The organism is Leclercia sp. G3L, from assembly GCF_021117075.1.
GTDB classification, from domain to species: domain Bacteria; phylum Pseudomonadota; class Gammaproteobacteria; order Enterobacterales; family Enterobacteriaceae; genus Enterobacter; species Enterobacter adecarboxylatus_C.
Genome location: NZ_CP088265.1, coordinates 2,570,054 through 2,590,053, shown reverse-complemented (window position 1 = coordinate 2,590,053; position 20,000 = coordinate 2,570,054). Strand labels below are relative to the sequence as shown.

At 55.8% G+C, this 20,000-nt stretch carries 16 protein-coding genes, 1 tRNA gene and 1 pseudogene; 8 read left to right on the top strand and 10 right to left on the bottom strand.

Annotated features, from left to right (window positions below):
- Position 1: 1 nt before the first annotated feature.
- Both aroC and prmB read right to left on the bottom strand, forming a co-directional pair.
- Positions 2–1,087 carry a chorismate synthase gene (gene aroC, locus LRS40_RS13765; protein ID WP_142486584.1) on the bottom strand — a complete coding sequence of 362 codons (1,086 nt, stop codon included), beginning with the start codon at positions 1,085–1,087 and terminating at the stop codon, positions 2–4.
- A 76-nt stretch (positions 1,088–1,163) separates the two neighbouring features.
- Complete coding sequence (gene prmB / locus LRS40_RS13760; RefSeq protein ID WP_142486585.1) at positions 1,164–2,096, bottom strand: 50S ribosomal protein L3 N(5)-glutamine methyltransferase; 933 nt, start codon at positions 2,094–2,096, stop codon at positions 1,164–1,166.
- 157 nt (positions 2,097–2,253) lie between these two features.
- Between prmB and smrB the strand changes: the two genes are divergently transcribed.
- A complete protein-coding gene (gene smrB / locus LRS40_RS13755) occupies positions 2,254–2,805 on the top strand; it encodes an endonuclease SmrB (protein WP_032612873.1) in 552 nt (183 codons plus the stop codon).
- Between the two features lie 45 nt (positions 2,806–2,850).
- Here the strand turns inward: smrB and sixA are convergent, their stop codons facing one another.
- The 4 genes from sixA to LRS40_RS13735 form a co-directional block, all read right to left on the bottom strand.
- Positions 2,851–3,336, bottom strand: coding sequence for a phosphohistidine phosphatase SixA (gene sixA / locus LRS40_RS13750; RefSeq protein ID WP_142486586.1), 486 nt, complete (start codon positions 3,334–3,336; stop codon positions 2,851–2,853).
- 210 nt (positions 3,337–3,546) lie between these two features.
- Positions 3,547–5,694, bottom strand: coding sequence for a fatty acid oxidation complex subunit alpha FadJ (gene fadJ / locus LRS40_RS13745; RefSeq protein WP_231311823.1), 2,148 nt, complete (start codon positions 5,692–5,694; stop codon positions 3,547–3,549).
- Complete coding sequence (gene fadI, locus LRS40_RS13740) at positions 5,694–7,004, bottom strand: acetyl-CoA C-acyltransferase FadI (RefSeq protein ID WP_156264301.1); 1,311 nt, start codon at positions 7,002–7,004, stop codon at positions 5,694–5,696. Before fadI ends, fadJ begins: the two co-directional genes overlap by 1 nt.
- Before the next feature lie 156 nt (positions 7,005–7,160).
- Positions 7,161–7,445: a YfcZ/YiiS family protein gene (locus LRS40_RS13735; protein ID WP_142486589.1), complete on the bottom strand. Its 285-nt coding sequence runs from the start codon at positions 7,443–7,445 to the stop codon at positions 7,161–7,163.
- A 371-nt stretch (positions 7,446–7,816) separates the two neighbouring features.
- Here LRS40_RS13735 and fadL point away from each other — a divergent pair, with 371 nt between their 5' ends.
- A complete protein-coding gene (fadL, locus tag LRS40_RS13730) occupies positions 7,817–9,139 on the top strand; it encodes a long-chain fatty acid transporter FadL (protein WP_197090533.1) in 1,323 nt (440 codons plus the stop codon).
- 47 nt (positions 9,140–9,186) lie between these two features.
- Here fadL and mlaA read toward each other — a convergent pair whose 3' ends face one another.
- The gene (gene mlaA / locus LRS40_RS13725) at positions 9,187–9,939 is read right to left on the bottom strand and encodes a phospholipid-binding lipoprotein MlaA (protein WP_231311822.1); all 753 of its coding nucleotides are present in this window, start codon (positions 9,937–9,939) and stop codon (positions 9,187–9,189) included.
- 314 nt (positions 9,940–10,253) lie between these two features.
- On the opposite strand from mlaA, the gene LRS40_RS13720 reads away from it, so the two are divergent.
- From LRS40_RS13720 to LRS40_RS13710, 3 genes are all read left to right on the top strand, one after another.
- The gene (locus LRS40_RS13720; protein ID WP_231311821.1) at positions 10,254–11,195 is read left to right on the top strand and encodes a formate/nitrite transporter family protein; all 942 of its coding nucleotides are present in this window, start codon (positions 10,254–10,256) and stop codon (positions 11,193–11,195) included.
- A 75-nt stretch (positions 11,196–11,270) separates the two neighbouring features.
- Positions 11,271–11,342 (top strand) — tRNA-Arg (locus LRS40_RS13715).
- Between the two features lie 137 nt (positions 11,343–11,479).
- On the top strand, positions 11,480–11,701 hold the full coding sequence (locus LRS40_RS13710; RefSeq protein WP_142486605.1) for a hypothetical protein: 222 nt from the start codon (positions 11,480–11,482) through the stop codon (positions 11,699–11,701).
- A 49-nt stretch (positions 11,702–11,750) separates the two neighbouring features.
- Here the strand turns inward: LRS40_RS13710 and LRS40_RS13705 are convergent, their stop codons facing one another.
- The gene (locus tag LRS40_RS13705; protein WP_231311820.1) at positions 11,751–13,625 is read right to left on the bottom strand and encodes a flagellin; all 1,875 of its coding nucleotides are present in this window, start codon (positions 13,623–13,625) and stop codon (positions 11,751–11,753) included.
- Positions 13,626–13,695: 70 nt separating this feature from the next.
- Between LRS40_RS13705 and LRS40_RS13700 the strand changes: the two are divergent.
- From LRS40_RS13700 to LRS40_RS13690, 3 genes and pseudogenes are all read left to right on the top strand, one after another.
- Positions 13,696–14,904 (top strand): annotated as a pseudogene (locus LRS40_RS13700) (IS3 family transposase).
- A gap of 313 nt (positions 14,905–15,217) precedes the next feature.
- Positions 15,218–15,757 carry an isochorismatase family protein gene (locus LRS40_RS13695; RefSeq protein ID WP_231311819.1) on the top strand — a complete coding sequence of 180 codons (540 nt, stop codon included), beginning with the start codon at positions 15,218–15,220 and terminating at the stop codon, positions 15,755–15,757.
- Between the two features lie 67 nt (positions 15,758–15,824).
- Positions 15,825–16,364: a DUF2058 domain-containing protein gene (locus tag LRS40_RS13690; protein ID WP_231311818.1), complete on the top strand. Its 540-nt coding sequence runs from the start codon at positions 15,825–15,827 to the stop codon at positions 16,362–16,364.
- A 42-nt stretch (positions 16,365–16,406) separates the two neighbouring features.
- Here LRS40_RS13690 and LRS40_RS13685 read toward each other — a convergent pair whose 3' ends face one another.
- Positions 16,407–17,771 (bottom strand): HlyD family type I secretion periplasmic adaptor subunit, encoded by a 1,365-nt coding sequence (locus LRS40_RS13685; RefSeq protein ID WP_142486609.1) that lies wholly within the window; start codon positions 17,769–17,771, stop codon positions 16,407–16,409.
- On the bottom strand, positions 17,758–19,944 hold the full coding sequence (locus tag LRS40_RS13680) for a type I secretion system permease/ATPase (protein WP_142486610.1): 2,187 nt from the start codon (positions 19,942–19,944) through the stop codon (positions 17,758–17,760). Before LRS40_RS13680 ends, LRS40_RS13685 begins: the two co-directional genes overlap by 14 nt.
- Positions 19,945–20,000: the final 56 nt, after the last annotated feature.

Here is a 20,000-nt window from a genome sequence, read left to right as displayed (position 1 = left end):
GTTACCAGCGTGGAAGTGGGGTCGTCACATCCGCATTCTGCGCACGCTGGCGCAGGAAGTGATCCATCAGCACGATTGCCAGCATCGCTTCTGCGATCGGCACCGCGCGGATCCCGACGCACGGATCGTGACGTCCTTTGGTGATCATCTCGACTTCCTCGCCCGCACGGTTAAGGGTGCGCCCCGGTACGGTAATGCTGGAGGTCGGTTTCAGCGCAATATGGGTGACAATCTGCTGCCCGCTGCTGATCCCGCCGAGCACGCCGCCCGCGTGGTTGCTCTGGAAGCCCTCTTTCGTAATCTCGTCGCGGTTCTGGCTGCCGCGCAGGGCCACAACGTCAAAACCGTCGCCAATCTCTACCCCTTTCACCGCGTTGATGCTCATCATTGCATGGGCGATGTCGGCGTCGAGGCGGTCAAAGACCGGCTCACCCCAGCCCGGCGGTACACCGTCAGCCACGACCGTGACTTTGGCGCCGATGGAGTCGCCCTCTTTCTTCAGGCCGCGCATCAGTTCGTCCAGCGCCTCCAGCTTTGACGCATCCGCGCAAAAGAACGGGTTCTGCTCGACCTGATCCCAGTCTGCGATCGCCAGCGGGATATCGCCCATCTGGGTCAGACAGCCGCGAATAGTGATGCCAAATTTCTGCGCCAGATATTTTTTGGCGATAGCGCCTGCGGCAACGCGCATGGCAGTTTCACGGGCGGAGGAGCGTCCGCCGCCGCGATAGTCGCGAAAACCGTATTTTTGCTCGTAGGTGTAGTCGGCATGGCCCGGACGGAACACGTCCTTGATGGCGCCGTAGTCCTGCGAACGCTGATCGGTATTCTCAATCAGCAGGCCAATGCTGGTGCCGGTGGTGCGTCCTTCAAAGACGCCTGACAGGATTTTGACTTGATCCGGCTCGCGGCGCTGGGTGGTGTAGCGCGATGTCCCTGGACGACGTCTGTCGAGATCATGTTGTAAATCGGCTTCGGTCAGTTCGATGCCTGGCGGTACGCCATCAACGATGCAACCCAGCGCCAGACCATGCGACTCACCAAAGGTGGTCACGCGGAATAATTGTCCAATACTGTTTCCTGCCATCACGGCTCCGTTTTCGTTGTTATGTGTTTGAGCTTTCTGTGTTTGCGCAATGTGAAACGGGCCGAAGCCCGTTGGATTAATCTTTGTAGATGCTGAAGTGTTCGCGCGCGGCGAGAAGCTGCGCTTTGGTCAGCATGAAGACGCCGTCGCCACCGTTGTCGAACTCGAGCCAGGTGAACGGCACATCCGGATATTGCTCCATCAGATGTACCATGCTGTTACCCACTTCACAAATCAGAATGCCGTTGTCGGTCAGATAATCCGGTGCACAGGCAAGGATGCGGCGGGTCAGCTTCAGGCCGTCGGAGCCGGACGCCAGACCCAGCTCAGGTTCATGGCGATACTCGTTTGGCAGGTCGGACATATCTTCTGCGTCAACGTATGGCGGGTTGGTGACGATCAGGTCGTACTGCACTTTTGGCAGGTCACGGAACAGATCGGAACGAATCGGCGTCACGTGATGGATCAGGCCGTGCTCTTCAATATTATGTTCCGCTACCGCCAGCGCATCAGGTGAGATGTCCACCGCGTCCACTTCCGCCTCCGGGAAGGAGTAGGCGCAGGCAATGGCGATGCAGCCGCTGCCGGTACACATATCCAGAATGTGCTCCGGCTGATGGTCAATCAGGCCGGCGAAATGGTTGTTGATCAGCTCTCCGATCGGCGAGCGCGGCACCAGCACGCGTTCATCGACAAAGAACTCATGGCCGCAGAACCAGGCTTTATTGGTGAGGTAGGCCACCGGGATACGTTCGTTAACGCGGCGGATCACGCGCTCAACGATGCGGTGTTTCTCGCTGGAGGTCAGGCGCGCAGAGCGCATATCTTCCGGGATATCCAGCGGCAGATAGAGGGACGGCAGAACCAGCTGCACCGCCTCATCCCACGGGTTATCGGTACCGTGACCGTACCAGATATTGGCCGCGCTGAAACGGCTGACCGCCCAACGCAACATGTCCTGAATGGTTTGCAGCTCATTCACCGCTTCATCGACAAAAATTTTATCCACTATATTCTCCAGGGCATGCTCGCTAAATTTTCGGCGGCTAGTGTGCCACGAAGACGGCGATAAATCAGCACTGTCGCTAACGCCTTGCGGGTAAAAAATGCGTTTTGCCGCGCGGCGAGTCAGGTACACTGTGGGAAATAAGAGATGAGACGGACCCATGAAAAAGAAAACATCGCTGAGCGAGGAGGATCAAACGCTGTTTCGTCAGCTGATGACCGGCACGCGTAAAATCAAGCAGGACACCATCGTCCACCCTCCATTACGCAAAAAAGTGAGTGAAGTTCCGGTAAAACGGCTGATCCAGGAACAGGCAGACGCCAGCCACTATTTTTCCGATGAGTTCCAGCCGCTGCTGAACACCGAGGGCGCGGTAAAGTATGTGCGATCGGACGTCAGCCATTTCGAGCTGAAAAAATTACGTCGTGGGGATTATTCGCCGGAACTGTTTCTCGATCTGCACGGCTTAACGCAGATGCAGGCCAAACAGGAGCTGGGCGCGCTGATTGCGGCCTGCCGCCGGGAACATGTCTTTTGCGCCTGCGTGATGCACGGCCACGGAAAGCATATCCTCAAGCAGCAAACCCCACTGTGGCTTGCCCAGCATCCGCACGTGATGGCTTTTCATCAGGCACCCAAAGAGTACGGCGGTGATGCCGCCTTACTGGTGCTGATTGAAGTGGAAGAGTGGCAACCGCCTGAGCTGCCCTGACAGGCAGGCGGGTGGCTGAGGCTACCCGCCTGGATGTGGTTTACGTCAGATAGCTTTCGCCATCTTCAGATTGCAGGGGCTCATTTGCCAGTTGAACACGCCGACACCTTTTTCATCGAGAGTGACGTTGGCAATGGCGGAAGTGCTGAACATCGGCGGCGTTTCGCCCGGACAGAGTTCAGATACCAGGTAGCCGACTAACGGCAGATGGGAAATCACCAGCGCAGAGGCGACGCCTTCATTGCACAGCACCTGAAGATAGCCACTGACCAAACCCACATCACCACAGGGGGTCAGCTCGGGCAGAACATCGACACCGGCAGGCAGGTTCATACACTCCCCTACCACTTCCAGTGTCTGCTCAGCACGCAGGAACGGGCTGACGAGGACACGTTCAATATCCACTTTTTGCCCTTTCAGCCAGGTTGCCATTTGACGGGACTCGTCACAGCCGCAAGGCGTAAGAGGACGAACAGAGTCACTGGCAGCATCGAGTGCCGCGTCACCGTGACGCATGATAAAAACTTGCATATTGCACCGCTTTTGTTGACCAGGATCACCGGCGTTAACACCCCGCGTGAACACATCACGAGGTAGAAAACCCGATGGCCGGGCATTGTGCCTGATCCATCCGTTGAATGAAACGCTGTTTTTTACCTCAACGGCGTAAGTATAGTCAATGTCAGTTTACAAATTAGACAGGACCAGACCCTTCAACGGCGGATTTACTCTTATTTGACCTTAATTTACCGGGTCAGTTTCCTTTGCTGGCCAAAATCGCAGCCCCTGATCCGCCATTTGCAACAATGTGTCACACGGTGTAAACCGCGGCCCATATCGCACAGCCAGTCGTTGTAAAATCGCAACAACTTCACCCGCGCCAATGCTATCCATATAGCGGAACGGGCCACCCAGGAAAGGTGGAAAACCAATGCCAAACACCGCGCCAATGTCGCCGTCGCGAGCGTTTCTGATTACCCGCTCATCAAAGCAGCGCGCCGCCTCGTTGAGCATCATCATGACGCAACGTTCTGCACACTGCTGTGCAGAGAGTTTGCCCTCGCCGGTGGGCTTAATAAGCCCATAAACCGCCGGGTCTACCTGCTTCTTGCTTTTACGCCCTTTTGGATCGTAAAGATAGAAACCGCGTCCATTTTTTCTGCCTTTGCGATCGTCATTCAAAATTGCAGAAACAATGTTTGCAGGGGCGCTAAATCGTTCCCCGTAAGCCCTTTCCAGCACAGGTATAATTTTAGTGCCGGTATCTATTCCCACCTCATCCAAAAGTTGGATTGGGCCGACCGGGAAACCAAACTTCACCAGCGCATTATCAATGTGATCCACCTTCTCCCCTTCGGTTAGCAGGCGCATGGCTTCATTGATATAGGGTGCCAGGATGCGATTGACGTAGAACCCGGCTTTATCGGCCACCACCACCGGCGTTTTGCCCTGCATTTTTGCCAGCTTAACAATGGTGGCAACGGTCTGCGGGCTGGTGCCAGCGTGCGGAATGACCTCCACCAGCGGCATTTTTTCAACCGGGCTAAAGAAATGCAGCCCGATCACCTGTTCAGGACGCGCAGCCTGCGCTGCAATATCGCCAATCGGCAGCGACGAGGTGTTAGAAGCAAAGATGGTGTGCGGCGCGCAGTGCGCTTCAACCTCAGCCACCATCTGCTGTTTCAGCGCCAGATCCTCAAATACCGCCTCAATCACCACATCGCGATGGCGAAAGCCACTGTAATCGGTGGTGCCGGAGATCAGCGCCAGCTCGCGATCGCGCTCACTGGCTTTGATATGGCGGCGTTTGACCTTCTTATCAAGCAGCTGCCAGCTGTACTGCAGGGCATGGTTGATCCCCTTCGGGTTGATGTCCTTGATCCGCACCGGTAATTTGCCCTTGCTGGCGCTTACGAAGGCGATACCGCCCCCCATCAGCCCGCCACCCAGCACGCCGACGGCGTCGAGCGGGGCAGGATCTGCCTCGCTACCCGGGTCTTTTTTGACCTCGGTGCTGGCAAAAAAGAGGCTGCGTAGCGCCTGTGACTGCGGGGTCATCGCCAGCTCGCCAAAGGCTTTGGCTTCTGCGGCATAGCCGCTGCTGCTGCCCTGCGTCAGAACGGTATGGATAACTTCGAGAATACGTTTTGCCGCCGGGTAATTCCCCTGCGTTTTTTGTTCGGTTTTGTTCGCTACCATCTTAAATAGCAGCGTGCGGCCCAGCGGGCCTGCCAGCACGCGCTCGCGCACCGGTAATTGACGACCGGCCGGTTTGTCTTTCAGAGCCAGCGCTACTGCGGCCTCCAGCAGGATGGCATGCGGGACCACCTCGTCCACCAGCCCCACCTTCAGGGCCTGACGCGGACTCAGCTGCTTGCCGGTGAGGATCATCTCCAGCGCCGTGCTGACGCCCACCAGCCGCGGCAGACGCTGGGTGCCACCTGAGCCGGGCAGTAAGCCGAGCTGCACTTCCGGCAGACCCAGCACCGTTTTGCCGTCGTCGGTACAAATTCGTCCGTGACAGGCCAGAGCCAGCTCCAGACCCCCACCGAGGCAGGCGCCGTGGATCGCCGCAATCACCGGGATCGGCAGAGCATGAATTTCGGCCATGATCTGCTGCCCCTGACGGGCAAGATCTTCCGCCTCTTGCGCGCTGTTGGCGCGGGCAATCATGTTGATATCGGCCCCGGCGATAAAGTTGTCCGGCTTGGCCGAGATAAATACCAGCCCGCGCAGGGTTTTGTTTTCCCGCACCTGCTTCAGGATCGCGCGGACCTGACCGCTAAACTCGGCTTTCAGGGTATTCATCTTTTCGTCTGGCGCATCGATGGTGACCACCGCCACGTTGTCCGGACGCACATTGAGGGTAAACGCCGTTGTCATCTCCATTATTCTGCCTCCAGAACCATTGCGGCGCCCAGGCCACCCGCCGCACAGGCGGTGACCAGGCCAAACCCGCCGCCGCGACGGCGCAACTCGTGCAGCGTCTGGGTGATCATCCTCGCCCCGGTTGCCGCAAAGGGGTGGCCGTAGGCAATGGAGCCCCCCAGCACGTTAAATTTGCTTTCATCCACCTCGCCCGTGGCATGGGCACGCCCTAACACGTCGCGGGCAAAGCGTTCGCTGGCCAGCAGCTGCAGGTTGGCCAGGGTCTGGGCGGCAAAGGCTTCATGCATGTCGATAAGCGTCAGGTCGTTCATAGTGAGCCCGGCACGCTCCAGCGCCAGCGGCGTGGACCAAGCCGGCCCCAGCAGCATGTCCTGCCAGACATCAATGGCGGTAAAGGCATAGCTGCGCAGGTAGCCGAGCGGGGTGAGGCCCAGCTCTTTGGCCCGGGATTCGGTCATCAGGATCACTGCCGCCGCGCCATCGGTTAATGGCGTGCTGTTGGCGGCGGTCACGGTGCCGTGCTTACGGTCGAATGCCGGACGCAGTTTCGCGTAATCCGCCAGCGTCGAAGTGCCCCGGATATTGTTATCTTCGCTTAAGGGCTCACGGTACGGCGGGGTGTAGGCGGTCATCACCTCTTGCGCCAGCTTGCCCTCCGCCCAGGCCTGAGCGGCGCGCTGGTGCGAGCGGTGCGCCAGCGCATCCTGCTGTTCGCGGGTAATGCCGTAGGTCTTCGCCATCTGTTCGGCGGTATCACCCATCCGCAGGCCGGTGGAGTATTCCGCGACCGCAGGCGGCACGGGGAGGAGATCGCGCAAACGCAGACGCGAGAAGAGGGATAAGCGCTGCCCGGTGGTGCGGGCCTTATTGACGTCCACCAGCACGCGGGCAAGCTTTTTGCTGACGCCGATCGGCAGGACAGAGGATGAGTCGGCCCCCCCGGCAATTCCGGCGCGAATGGTGCCCGTTATCAGGCTTTCCGCAACGTTCGCCACCGCCTGAAAGCTGGTGGCGCAGGCGCGGCTGACGCTGTAGGCATCGGTGTGGACATTCATTCCGGTGCCCAGCACGATCTCACGGGCAATATTCGGCGCTTCCGGCATCTGCACCACCTGGCCGAAGACCAGCTGTTCAATCACCTCAGGAGGTATTTCGCTGCGAGCCAGCAACTCCCCCACCACCATTTTTCCCAGATCGACGGCAGGAATGCCATGAAACGCCGTCGCCTGACGGGCAAATGGCGTACGTAATCCACTGACAATGGCAATGCGATCGCCCTGACGGGTGATTAGCGGTAATGCCTGACTCATAACGCTCCCCTGTGAATAACAAATGCGCAAAGTGGTCTGACCTGATAACAGTCTTAACCAAATTTTTACATTAGCCAATCGGAGAGAAGAAAAATTGCGAGCGAAGCCACAGAGCACAAACGAAACGCCCCCATGAATGGGGGCATTGAAGGGAAATTAACGCAGACCGAGCTGGAAAATCAGGGACTCAGCTTCGCAGCTGAACACAAAATCGATGTCCAGGCGCACCCCGCCGTTCACTTCAGTGAAGGTGGAGGTGATGTCGCACGGTTCAGACTCAACGCCGCGGGCTTTGGCAGTCAGTGCGGCCAGCGTCTCTTCGGCTTCGGCACGGCTGGCGAACTCACGGCTGTAAGAGGCGGTGCAATCCGTGTTATCCACGATGGTACCCACATCCATACAGCAGCAAACCGGGGTTTCATCAGCACTGCATTTACTCATAGTAGATTTCCTCTGTAGTCGCGCACGGCGCGAAATAGACACAATGCTGATATTTTACGCCCCGCTCGGGAGCGGCTCCAGTCGTTAATGGCCTAAACGCGGGTAAGTGAGCAATATCACACGTAAAAATGATCTAAAACAAAAATCACCCGTTTGGAGTAAGCGAACTGGTCACAATTTTGCCAACCAGATCCCGTTTCGAAAAACATATCAGTAAATATTAATAAACAGACTTGCAACATTCTATCTGGTCAGACCTATACTCTCGCCACTGGTCTGATTTCTAAGTGTTACGACAGACCCTACACTTCGCGCTCCTGTTACGGTATGTAACAAATATTGAATAAAAATAACTCAATGAGGTTATGGTCATGAGCCAGAAAACCCTGTTCAACAAAACTGCGCTGGCAGTCGCAGTGGCAATCGTCTCCACCTCCGCCTGGTCTGCGGGCTTTCAGCTTAACGAGTTTTCTTCCTCAGGCCTGGGCCGTGCCTATTCCGGGGAAGGCGCTATCGCTGATGACGCAGGAAATGCGAGCCGTAACCCTGCCCTGATCATGATGTTTGATCGTCCAACCTTCTCCGCGGGTGCCATTTTTGTTGACCCTGGCGTAGATATCACCGGACGTTCACCAACGGGCGCAAGCCTGAACGCGGATAACATCGCGCCAACAGCATGGGTTCCAAACCTGCACTTTGTCGCGCCAATCAATGAACAATTTGGCTGGGGCGCGTCCGTTACCTCTAACTACGGACTGGCGACCGAGTTCAATAACAACTACGCAGCAGGGGCATACGGCGGTAAAACCGACCTGGAAACCCTCAACCTGAACCTGAGCGGTGCTTATCGCCTGGATAATCACTGGAGTTTCGGTGTTGGCTTTGATGCGGTGTATGCGAAAGCGAAAATTGAGCGCTACGCGGGTGACCTGGGTCGAATCGTCGCAGGCTCCGGCGCACTACCTCCAGCCCTGGCACGACCGGTCGCGGGGATCCCTGGAGATACCCAGATTGCCTACCTGAAGGGTGATGAGTGGGGCTTTGGCTGGAACGCCGGTATTCTGTATGAAATCGACAAGAACAACCGCTATGGCTTTACCTACCGTTCTGAAGTAAAAATCGATTTCGATGGCGACTATAAGAGCAGCCTGCCTTCAGCCTACAACCAGATCCTCGGCAACTTTGGTCTGCCAATGGGGACGGATGGCCGCACCACTGGCGGTTCTCTGACCCTGAACTTACCTGAGATGTGGGAACTGTCCGGTTACAACAGAGTCGCGCCGCAATGGGCCATCCACTATAGCCTGACCTACACGAGCTGGAGCCAGTTCCAGGAGCTGAAAGCGACCAACAGCGGCGGTGATACGCTGTTCTTTAAAGACGAAAGCTTCCGTGACGCTTACCGCATCGCTCTGGGTACCACCTACTATATGGACGATAACTGGACGTTCCGTACCGGTATTGCCTTCGATGACAGCCCGGTTCCGGCAGACAAACGTTCTATCTCCATTCCGGATCAGGATCGCTTCTGGCTGAGCGCCGGCGCGACCTATGCATTCAACAAAGATGCCTCAATCGATGCGGGTGTCTCTTATATGCATGGTCAGAAAGTGACGTTCCAGGAAGGTCCGTATGAGTTCTCTTCTGAAGGTAAAGCCTGGCTGTATGGCATGAACTTCAACTACGCGTTCTAATCACGTAGCGATAAAAAAAGGTGAGCTTCGCGCTCACCTTTTCTTTTTTATTCCGCATCAATCTCGGAGAGTTCATTCTCGATCGCTTTCGCGTTCGGGTTATCTTCCGGTTTCAGCTTGCCGCCGTTAGCAATAAAGTCATGGTTCTGGAAGTAGGCTTCACGCACCATGATGTACGGATCGGAAGACTGACGCAGCAGTCCGTCTGAATCCAGCAGCTGCGCGCGCGACTCGACACCTTCCAGCGTCCATTTACCCACCGACAGCGGCCAGGTCAGCCAGGACAGTACCGGATAGAGGGTATCGACCGCATCACCACCATCATCACGCAGGGTGAAGCTGCCGTAGAACGGTAAATGCACATACGGGCCATAACCCACATTGTAATGACCCAGAGTACTACCAAAACGGTGGGGCTGCTCGCGTTGCAGCTTCGGATTCGCCATCCCGGCAACGTCTATAAAGCCGCCCATCCCTAACAGGGTGTTCAGGAAGAAGCGGGTGAAGTGGACCATCCCCTGATAGGGATTGCCCTGCAGGAAGTAGTTCGCCATCACCGCAGGCTCTTCAAGGTTGCTGGTGAAGTTGCTCAGCCCGTTACGGGCAGGTTGTGGAATATAATCACGCCATGCTACCGCAACCGGACGCACCAGATAGGGATCCAGCACGTTATAGTTGAAGTTGTACATGGTGCGGTTAAATCCTTCCAGAGGATCGGAGCGCCCCTGCTGCTCGCCAGAGCTGGCGCAGCCCATCAGCAACGTGGTGCCCAGCGCAACCGCCGACAGCTGAAGTTTCATATCTTTCTCCCTGTTAAGTATGGCTATCTTCGAAAGCCATCCGTACTGGAGCTTTCGCGCTCCGTCTGTAGATGTGCAAGTGATTGTATCAGCACGCTTACTGATGTCTACGACCACAAATCAGGGCAATAAACACCCTCTTTATGATCTCAGAATAGCCTGGCTTTGCAGTTTCGTTTGGCTGGCAATTTTATACGGCCTTTGCCGACGATGTATCGCCTTTATTGTCATTGCAGGAATTTAAGAGCATACCCACGGGCGTTAGGACAAAAACCGCTACGCTTAAAGGTATCAGCCACCTCTGGAGCACCATAATGGACGAACTCAAAGAAGAGAAAATAGATAACCATACCGAAGAACTGGAAGTTGAAAGCGAGGAGAATCGCCGGGGAAAGAAGATTGAGGTCGATGAGGACCAGCTCCCCTCGCGCGCGATGGCCATCCACGAACATATTCGCCAGGACGGTGAAAAAGAGCTGGAACGCGATGCCATGGCCCTGCTGTGGTCGGCTATCGCTGCCGGGTTATCAATGAGCGCCTCTTTTCTGGCCAAAGGGATTTTTCACGTTCAGTTTGAAGGTATCCCCGGCGGGATGGTACTGGAAAACCTGGGTTATACCTTTGGCTTTATTATCGTGATCATGGCGCGCCAGCAGCTGTTTACCGAGAATACCGTCACCGCGGTATTGCCGGTGATGCAGAGCCCGACATGGGGCAATTTCGGCCTGCTGATGCGCCTGTGGAGCGTGGTGTTGTTCGGGAATATTATCGGAACCGGCGTCGCAGCCTGGGCGTTTGAATATATGCCGATTTTTGACGAGGCTACCCGCGACGCGTTTGTAAAAATCGGGACGGGGGTGATGGAAAACAGCCCTCTCGAAATGTTCTCCAACGCCATTATCTCCGGCTGGATCGTCGCCACCATGGTATGGATGTTCCCGGCTGCCGGTTCGGCCAAAATCGTGGTTATCATCCTGATGACCTGGCTTATCGCACTGGCCGATACCACCCATATCGTGGTGGGCACGGTGGAGATTTTATATCTGGTCTTTAACGGCACCATTCACTGGAGCGAGTTTTTCTGGCCCTTCGCCATCCCTACCCTGGTTGGTAACATCTGCGGCGGCACCTTTATATTTGCCCTGCTGAGCCATGCGCAAATCCGTAACGATATGTCGAATAAGCGCAAAGCCGAGCTAAAAGCAAAAGAGCAGGCCCAGCAGGAGGAAGCGGAAGAAAATAAAAATTCGGCCTGAATGGCGACACTTTAAGCAGTCAGGCGGCGGCGTGCTTAACGCCTGGTACAAATGGCGTTATACTCGTGCCGCTTCGTCCCCTTAGTTAAATGGATATAACGAGCCCCTCCTAAGGGCTAGTTGCAGGTTCGATTCCTGCAGGGGACATTTGCCTACCTTCCTTACCGGCTTTATATCCCCTTTCCAACCAATAGCACCCATACACACAACGTTATGTGCCGCTGTGCTGTACTCTCCCGCCGTTAAACGCATTCACGCCTCAAAAAAAACAACGGAGAAATGGAATGAAAAGAATCCTCATCGTTATGGCATTAATCGCCCCTTGCTCAGCCTTTGCCGGGGTTATCTTTCACCCGGTTGAGCGCGCTGCCGTGGTAGCGAATTCCGATCACCCCGTTGCTGCCGCGACGGTCACCGCGCAGGCAAGAAACCACCGTGCCGCCAGAGTGGATGCCGTTAACTGCAACGATGGACGCTGCGTACAGCACGGTAACGTGATTCGATAAGAAGTACAGGGCTCCGGAATACCGGAGCTCGATTTCATCTCTGAGGATCTTATTTGATCGCACCATTCAGTAATGACAACACGACCTGTGGCATCTGATTGGCTTTCGACAACATCGAGCCAAGTGATTCCTGGAATATCTGCGCCCGTACCATATTTGACATTTCGAGGGCGTAATCAGCATCTTCAATACGTGAGCGGGAAGCGTTGACCGCGACTGACATAGTCGCCTGTTGATTTTGCGTTGACGCCAGACGGTTGGCCATGGCACCCAGCGTACTGCGACTGGTATCAACCTGCTTGATGGCATTGTCGATTGCCGCCAGGGGATTTTCCGGTTTTTTCAGCCGTATTTCATTACCGACTTCAAAAATATTCAAGGTCGTATAGTTGGTTTCGGTATCCGTAGACGCCCCATGAGAAGCGTTATAATAGAGCAGGAGATCGCCCACGCCGTTCTGCGTTTTTAGCATGATCTGGCTGACGTTATCATCGGGCACAACCAGGGTGACTCTTTTTGAGTCCGTGCCCTTCACCACGTCCATGTAGTAATTGCCGTCTGAATCCTTGCGCAATACATCATCCGATACATTGCCCTCAGCATCGGTATAACGCACATTGACCTTTGCGGGATCCATCGTGACGGTTGATGTTCCATCCACAAGGGTAACGGCAGAGAAATTATTCAGGCTGGTGGCGCTATTCGCCTTGACGACAAGCGAACTGTCGTTGCCATCGGTCGTTACAGACACCGAGGCATTGTAGTAGCGAAAATTACCGCTGCCGTCGTCCACCTCCATAATGTACTGGCTACCGGATTTCAGCAGCCTGGCTTTATCTTCTGAGACCGAATTATTACTGGAGTCCACAAAGCTCAGCGTTGCCGTCGTGGTATCAATATTGGGTGTAGACGCTACGACCGCAGGGATAACAGAGAAACTTGTATCCGTTACCCAACTGGTACTGGTCATTTGCGCACTAACCGCACCGGTTGAACCGTATGTCAGGACGGCAGGATAATACAATTCATCCTGCTCAATATAATACTGGCCGTTGGATTCTCTCAGCGATGGCACCGGGCTGTTACTTAATGCACCGCCGTTCGTATCAAGATAGTTCACGGAAGTTATCGGTAGGCCGCTGTACTGAGGCACATCGCTGTAGAGCGGTGTTCCAGTGGTCGCGCCAATACTCACGCTGCCGGTTCCGCTGGCAGTATCCCAGCTAGCGTTATACGTGGCCTGATAATAAACAGGCTTGCCATCGCCTCCCGTATCCTGAATATACGTCTGCCCGTTCATGCCGTTGTGCACCAGCTGCGGCAAATTAAAGGTGCCTGTCGGAGACCAGGTTACGCTCACATTGCTGCTGGTAAGGTCGATATTATTAGCAACGCCCGTAACCTTGTTAATATCGGATACCGACCCGCTGATACCCCGAATAACCAAATCTTTCAGCCCGATATTCTCCACGCTGAAGTTTTTCGATAAATCGAGGAAGATTTTTTCATTATCACGGGAGCCGACCTGAAAACCGACCGTGCCCGCACTGCCGTCCAGCAGATTAATACCGTTAAAGTCGACGGACGTATTTAACCGATCGATCTCTTTCAGGTTTAAATTAATTTCAGCCTGAATAGCATCCGCATCCACCAGGTTGTTGGTTTCACTTAGCCCTTTTACCGTAAGCTCCCGGATGCGCTGCAGTCTGTTATTAATTTCACTCATCGCACCTTCGGCAGTCTGCACCAGCGACAAACCATCCCCGGCGTTACGCTGCGTCTGTTGCAGCGCATTCTGCTCGCTGGTCATACGGTTAGCCACCGCCTGACCAGCCGCATTATCCTTAGCACTGTTGATACGCATGCCAGAAGAAAGATTGCGGATGGCCTGCGAGAGGGCAGATGATGTAGCCCCCTGAAACACCAGACAGTAGCTGTATCTCCAGATAAGAGATAGGCTTGAATATATGTCTAACACTAACGCCAATTTTGAGATGACCGGGATCCTGTTAGGACAAGAAGTCCGTAAACGTAAAACTCCTCAGGAGAAGATCGCCATTATCCAGCAGACGATGGAGCCGGGCATGAATGTCTCCCATGTCGCCCGCCTGCATGGCATCCAGCCCAGCCTGCTGTTTAAGTGGAAGAAGCAATATCAGGAAGGCAGCCTCACCGCCGTTGCGGCCGGAGAAGAAGTTGTTCCAGCTTCTGAGCTTACTGCTGCTCTGAAGCAGGTCCGGGAGCTTCAGCGCCTGCTGGGCAAGAAGACGATGGAAGTTGAGATCCTGAAAGAAGCCGTGGAGTACGCTCAGTCGCGAAAATGGATAGCGCACGCGCCCTTGTTGCCAAAGGACGGGGAATAGCCCTGGTCAGCCGCACCATGGGCGTGTCGCGTGCGCAGCTGTCACTGCGAATTAACCGTTCTGCCGACTGGCAGGACAGGCGCTGTAACCGGCGTGATGACGAAGCAGACGCTGAAATACTGTCAGAGATCCTCGATATCATCAGCGATATGCCCAGTTACGGCTATCGCCGTGTGTGGGGCATCCTGCGTACGCAACGTCGTACAGAGGGACTGCCCCCGTGAACGCCAAACGGCTTTACCGGCTTATGAGCGAGCATAATCTGCTGTTACTGCATGACAAACCAGAGCGGTCGAAGCGTGAACATAAGGGGCAAAATCGCGGTGGCAGAAAGCGATATGCGCTGGTGTTCAGATGGCTTCGAGTTCGGCTGCGACAACGGTGAGAAGCTGCGGGTCACGTTCGCGCTGGACTGCTGCGACAGAGAAGCCATAGACTGGGCAGCGAGCACAGGGAGGCTACGACAGTTCGACGGTGCAGGATGTGATGCTGAGGTCGGTGGAAAAGCGCTTCGGCGACGGGCTGCCGACCACACCGGTTCAATGGCTGACGGATAACGGTTCAGCATATACCGCGCATGAAACGCGGAGGTTCGCCAGAGAGCTGAATCTGGAGCCGTGTACAACAGCGGTGAGCAGCCCGCAGAGCAATGGCATGGCCGAACGGTTCGTGAAGACGATGAAGGAAGACTATATCGCGTTCATGGCAAAACCAGATGTGAGAACAGCCCTGCGAAACCTTGCAGCAGCGTTCACACATTACAATGAAAACCACCCGCACAGCGCGCTGGGATATCACTCCCCGAGGGAATATCGGCGGCAGCGGACATCGTTAACTTAAGATACAAAAGCTGTCCGGAGATGGCGGGTCAAGATCACCTGCGAGAGGGCAGACGTATTTTGTGAGGATTTCCCCTGGATCGTTAACGCAGTTAAATTGGTATTCAGGCTTAACATTCCCATGTACCCGTTCAGGTTTCTCTGGAGTTGTTATCGGTCATACTCTGGATTAGTTGATGATTTTTTTGGGCCTTAACCAAATTTAGTAGGCGCGCACCTTACTTAACACCGGATATGTTAATTGGCTTCAGGGTTACGGTGAGGCCTTTCAACGGCGATTAGCCCTGCCAACGGCACGGTTTAAGGAAAGTATCATGTCAAAAGCACTACTGATTATCGATATGCAGAATTTTGTAACGGAAAGAATTCAACAGGGTGTGGATTACTTCCCTCAGAACAGCATTGAAAACATGACCTCTGTAATTGAACAATTCAGAACCTCTGGCCGACCTGTCATCCATGTGCGACACCAGACGCCTGAGCAAGGTTCGCCTCTTCATCACGGTTCCCCCTCAAGCCAGCCCCTTGCCTCATTTGAGGAACGCCCGGGCGAGCCGGTATTTATCAAACACACCTCCTCCGCGTTCAGCTCAACGGGATTACTGGCTCATCTCCAGGAGGCAAATATTTCAGAGGTGGTCGTTATCGGTGCCGTTGCAGGATTTTGTGTTAACTCCACCGTCAGAATGGGTGCCGACCTTGGGTTAAAGATGACGGTGCTAAAAGATGCGGTGCTCAGCTTTGAGCTGGAAAAATCTCAGCTCAGCGCGAAGGCCATTCATGATGTCACTCTGGCGCTGCTTGAGGCTGGTTTTGCGCAGGTTACCGACGCCACCGCGTTGCAGCTGTCCTGAATACTGTGCCCTGTGCCGTCCTCCAGGGTATAATCTGCCAATCATTTGACAGATTTCAGAAACGAACATGACCAAACTCACACTACAAGAGCAGATGCTTAAAGCTGGCTTAGTCTCCAGCAAAAAAATGGCGAAAGTGCAGCGCACCGCCAAAAAATCCCGCGTGCAGGCCCGCGAGGCGCGCGAAGCGGTGGAAGTAAACAAGCAGGCGCAACTTGAACGCGATAAAGAGTTGAGCGAGCAGCAGAAGCAGGCCACGCTTGCGAAAGAGTATAAGGCGCAGATTAAGCAGTTAATTGAGATGAACCGGGTCGTAGTGGCAAAAGGCGATATCGGTTTTAACTTCACCGACAATAATCTGATTAAAAAAATCTATGTCGATAAGACCACCCAGGCGCAGCTGATCAATGGCCGTCTCGCCATTGCGCGACTGGTTGCCGAAGCGGACCGTGAGAGCGAATATGCAATTATCCCCGCCATCGTTGCCGAGAAAATTTCCCAGCGAGATGCGAGCTATATCGTATTAAGCAGCGAGCTGACTCAGGAAGCGAAGGACGAAGACGATCCCTATGCTGATTTTGTCGTGCCTGATGATTTGATGTGGTAACCCTGACAGACCACCTCCCGGAGAGGTGGTCTGTCTCCCTTCTTAACGCTCGCGGAACGCCTCCGCTTTCGCCCGCAGGATCGGTTTCAGCAGATAGGCCATCACCGTTTTCTTGCCGGTAATGATATCCACCGAGGCCACCATCCCCGGAATAATCAGCAGCGGCTTCTCATCCGTGCCGAGATGGTTTTTGTCGGTGCGCAGACGAATGATATAAAAACTCTTCCCGTCTTTGTCGGTCACCGTATCGGGGCTGATCTGCTCCAGCGTGCCCTTCAGCCCGCCATAGATCGTATAGTCGTAGGCGGTGAACTTCACCGTCGCCTCCTGACCCGGACGCAAAAACGCGATGTCCTGCGGACGGATTTTGGCCTCCACCAGCAGCTTGTCGTCCAGCGGTACAATCTCCACCAGGTCGTTACCCGGCTGGATCACGCCGCCGATGGTGTTCACCAGCAGCTGCTGGACGACGCCGCGCACCGGAGACGTCACCAGGGTGCGATTCACCCGGTCGGTAATCGCCTTACCCGAAGCCTCTATTTTGCTGAGATCGGTTCGCGCCTCGTTGAGCTGCCCCAGCGCCTCGCTGCGGTAACGGCCCCGCGTTTCGCTGACCTTGCTCTCAATCTCCTTGATGGCCGCTTCCGCCCGGGGGATGGCAAGCAGCACCGAGTCCAGCTGCCCCTGGGTTTCCACCACGCCACGACGCAGACGGAGCACTTCTACTTTTGAGATTGCCCCTTTGGCCACCAGCGGTTCAGACATGCTGACCTCCTGCTGCTGCAACCCCAGGCTACGGCGGTACTGGCTGACCTTGCCCTGGAAGTCGAGCAGCTCCTGCTTCTTCTGTACCAGCTGTTCGTTAAGCCCGGCCAGCTCGCTCTGAATGCGTTTGTTAACGCTGGTGAACAGCTCCATCTCGCCACTGGCGATATCCGGTGCCTGCTGAACAATTTCCGGCGCCAGGGTCAGGGTGGTGGCATCGTTAAGCTGCGCGGTCAGACGCTGGATCCGCGCCTGCAGCGCCAGCCGATCGGCATCGGTTTCCCCGGCGTTGGAGCGAAACTGGGTATCATCCAGACGCAGCAGCGGCGCACCGGCTTTCACCACCTCGCCTTCATGCACAAAGACCTCGGCCACGATCCCCCCTTCGAGGTTCTGCACTTTTTGCAAACGGGAGGAGGGAATAGCCCGCCCTTCCCCACGCGTCACTTCATCAATACTGGCCAGCGAGGCCCAGAGGATCATAGCGATAAAGAAGACGAGAATTGCCCACAGCGTCACGCGTACCACCCGCGGGGCATCATCCAGCAAGGCTTTGTTCACCTCATTGGTGGTGAACGGTGCCGGCTGTTTATCTCCTGACAGCCAGCTCATCAGACGGCTAAGCGACTCAACGATTCGCATGAATTTGTCCCTTCTTCAGCGCACTCATAACGCTCTCTTTCGGACCGTCGGCAATGATTTTGCCGTTGTCGACGATAATCAGACGATCCACCAGCGTCAGCAGCGAGGCACGATGCGTTACCATCAGCAGCGTTTTGTTGCTGATGACCGGTATCAGCGCTTTTTTAATCAGATCTTCGCTGGTGTTATCCATCGAACTGGTAGGTTCATCCATCAGCAGCACCGGGGGATCGAGCAGCAGCGCGCGCGCCAGCGCCACCGCCTGCCGCTGGCCGCCGGAGAGGCTCATCCCCCGCTCGCCCACCTGCATGTTGTAACCGGACGGATGGCGACGGGCGAACTCATGTACCCCGGTCAGGGTGGCGACCCGCAGCATGGTCTCGTCGTCAACGTAGCTGGCGCCGTAGACCAGATTCTCCCGCAGGGTACCGCTGAACAGGTGGATATCCTGAGGGGCATAGCCGATGTTATGGCGTAGATCGTGGACGTCTATCTGGCGGGCATCAATGCCGTCGATCAGCACGTTGCCGCTGTCCGGCTGATAAAAGCCGACCAGCAGTTTCGCCAGCGAGCTTTTGCCCGACCCACTGCGGCCGATGATCCCTACCTTCTCGCCGGGCTGGATCGTCAGCGAGACATTGCTGAGCGAGGCATACTGATTGCCCGGGTAGATAAAGGTGACGTCGCGCAGCTCAATGGCACCGGAGAGGGTTTCCCGCTTCAGCGGCACCTCGTTGTCCTGCACCTCCTGCTCGAGGCCCATCATCCGGTCAATGGTGCCTTTGGTCATTCTTGCCCGCTGATAGCGAGTGATCAGGCTACAAAGCTGGCCGATGGGCATCATGGCGCGACGGTGCAGCAGGTAGCAGGCAATCAGCCCACCCATACTCAGGTTGCCGCCAATAATGATGTAGACCCCGGCCACGATAATGGCCACCCCGCTGAACTGCTGCAGCCAGGCGGTAAAGTTCACCGCCACATAGGAGAGCGACTTCACCCTTAACTCCAGCTTGCTGAGCTGACCGGTGAGGTGTTCCCACTGATACTGGCGCTCGCTCTGGGCGTTGTTGATCTTGATGGCATCCAGGCCAGTGAGCGTCTCCACCAGCATCGCCTGGCGTTCGTTGGAGAGCTGATAGGTTTTCTTGACCCGCGACATCAGCGGGCGCTGGATCAGCCAGTTCACCAGCAGCGCCAGCGGATAGCAGAGCAGCGGGATAAAGACCAGCGGCCCCCCGATAATGCCTATAACCAGCAGGATCAGCAGGGTAAACGGCAGGTCGATAAAGGCGGTCAGCGTCAGCGATGACAGGAAGTCTCGGATCGACTGGAACTCCTGAAAGTTCTGCGCGAAGCTCCCCACCCGCTGCGGGCGGAGCTTCATCTTCATCCCCAGCAGCCGCTCGAACAGCGCCGAGGAGACCACCAGGTCGGTCTTTTTACCCGCCAGGTCGAGGCAAATGCCCCGCAGGATCTTCAGCACAAAGTCGAACACAAACGCGATGCTGATGCCGATCGCCAGCACCCACAGGGTAGCGGTGGCCTGGTTGGGCACCACCCGATCATAGACGTTCATCACGAACAGCGGGGCGGCAAGTGCCACCAGGTTAACGAGGAAGCTGGCGACCACCGCATCCAGGTAGAGGAATTTCGACAGTTTGAGCGTGTCCTGGAACCAGGCTTTGGTGCGCGGCAGCGTGGCCGTCGGTTGCGCATCAAACTCATGTTCCGGGGAGATGAAAATCACCCGGCCACTGTAGTTCTCCGCCAGCGTCTCGGGCGAGACGGTAATCTCACCGCCTTCCGTTTCACTGGGCAGCAGACGCGCGCGCTGCTGTTGATCCCAGCCAATCAACACCGCGGTCTGATTGTTTTTCAGCAGCAGAACGGCGGGCAGTGACATCGCGGTGATGTTTTCCAGCGGACGTTGCACCACCCGCGCCTTGAGCCCTGCCCGCCCGGCGGCGCGCGGAAAGCTCTCAATCGTCAGGGTGTGGGCTTCCAGCGGCAGACCGGTGGTCAGGACGTTGCGGCTGGTGGCAATGTTATGCAGTTTACAGACGATCATCAGCGCATCCAGCAGCGGATCGTCATGGCTTTGCCGCGGATCCTGTCTGCCCTGCGCCTGCGGGGTCATCTCGATGCGATCGGGGGAGTCAATGTCAGGCGTCATTCTCTGCCTCAGTGTTCTGCAGACGTCTGCCGCAGGTAAAAAAAAGAGGGTTATTA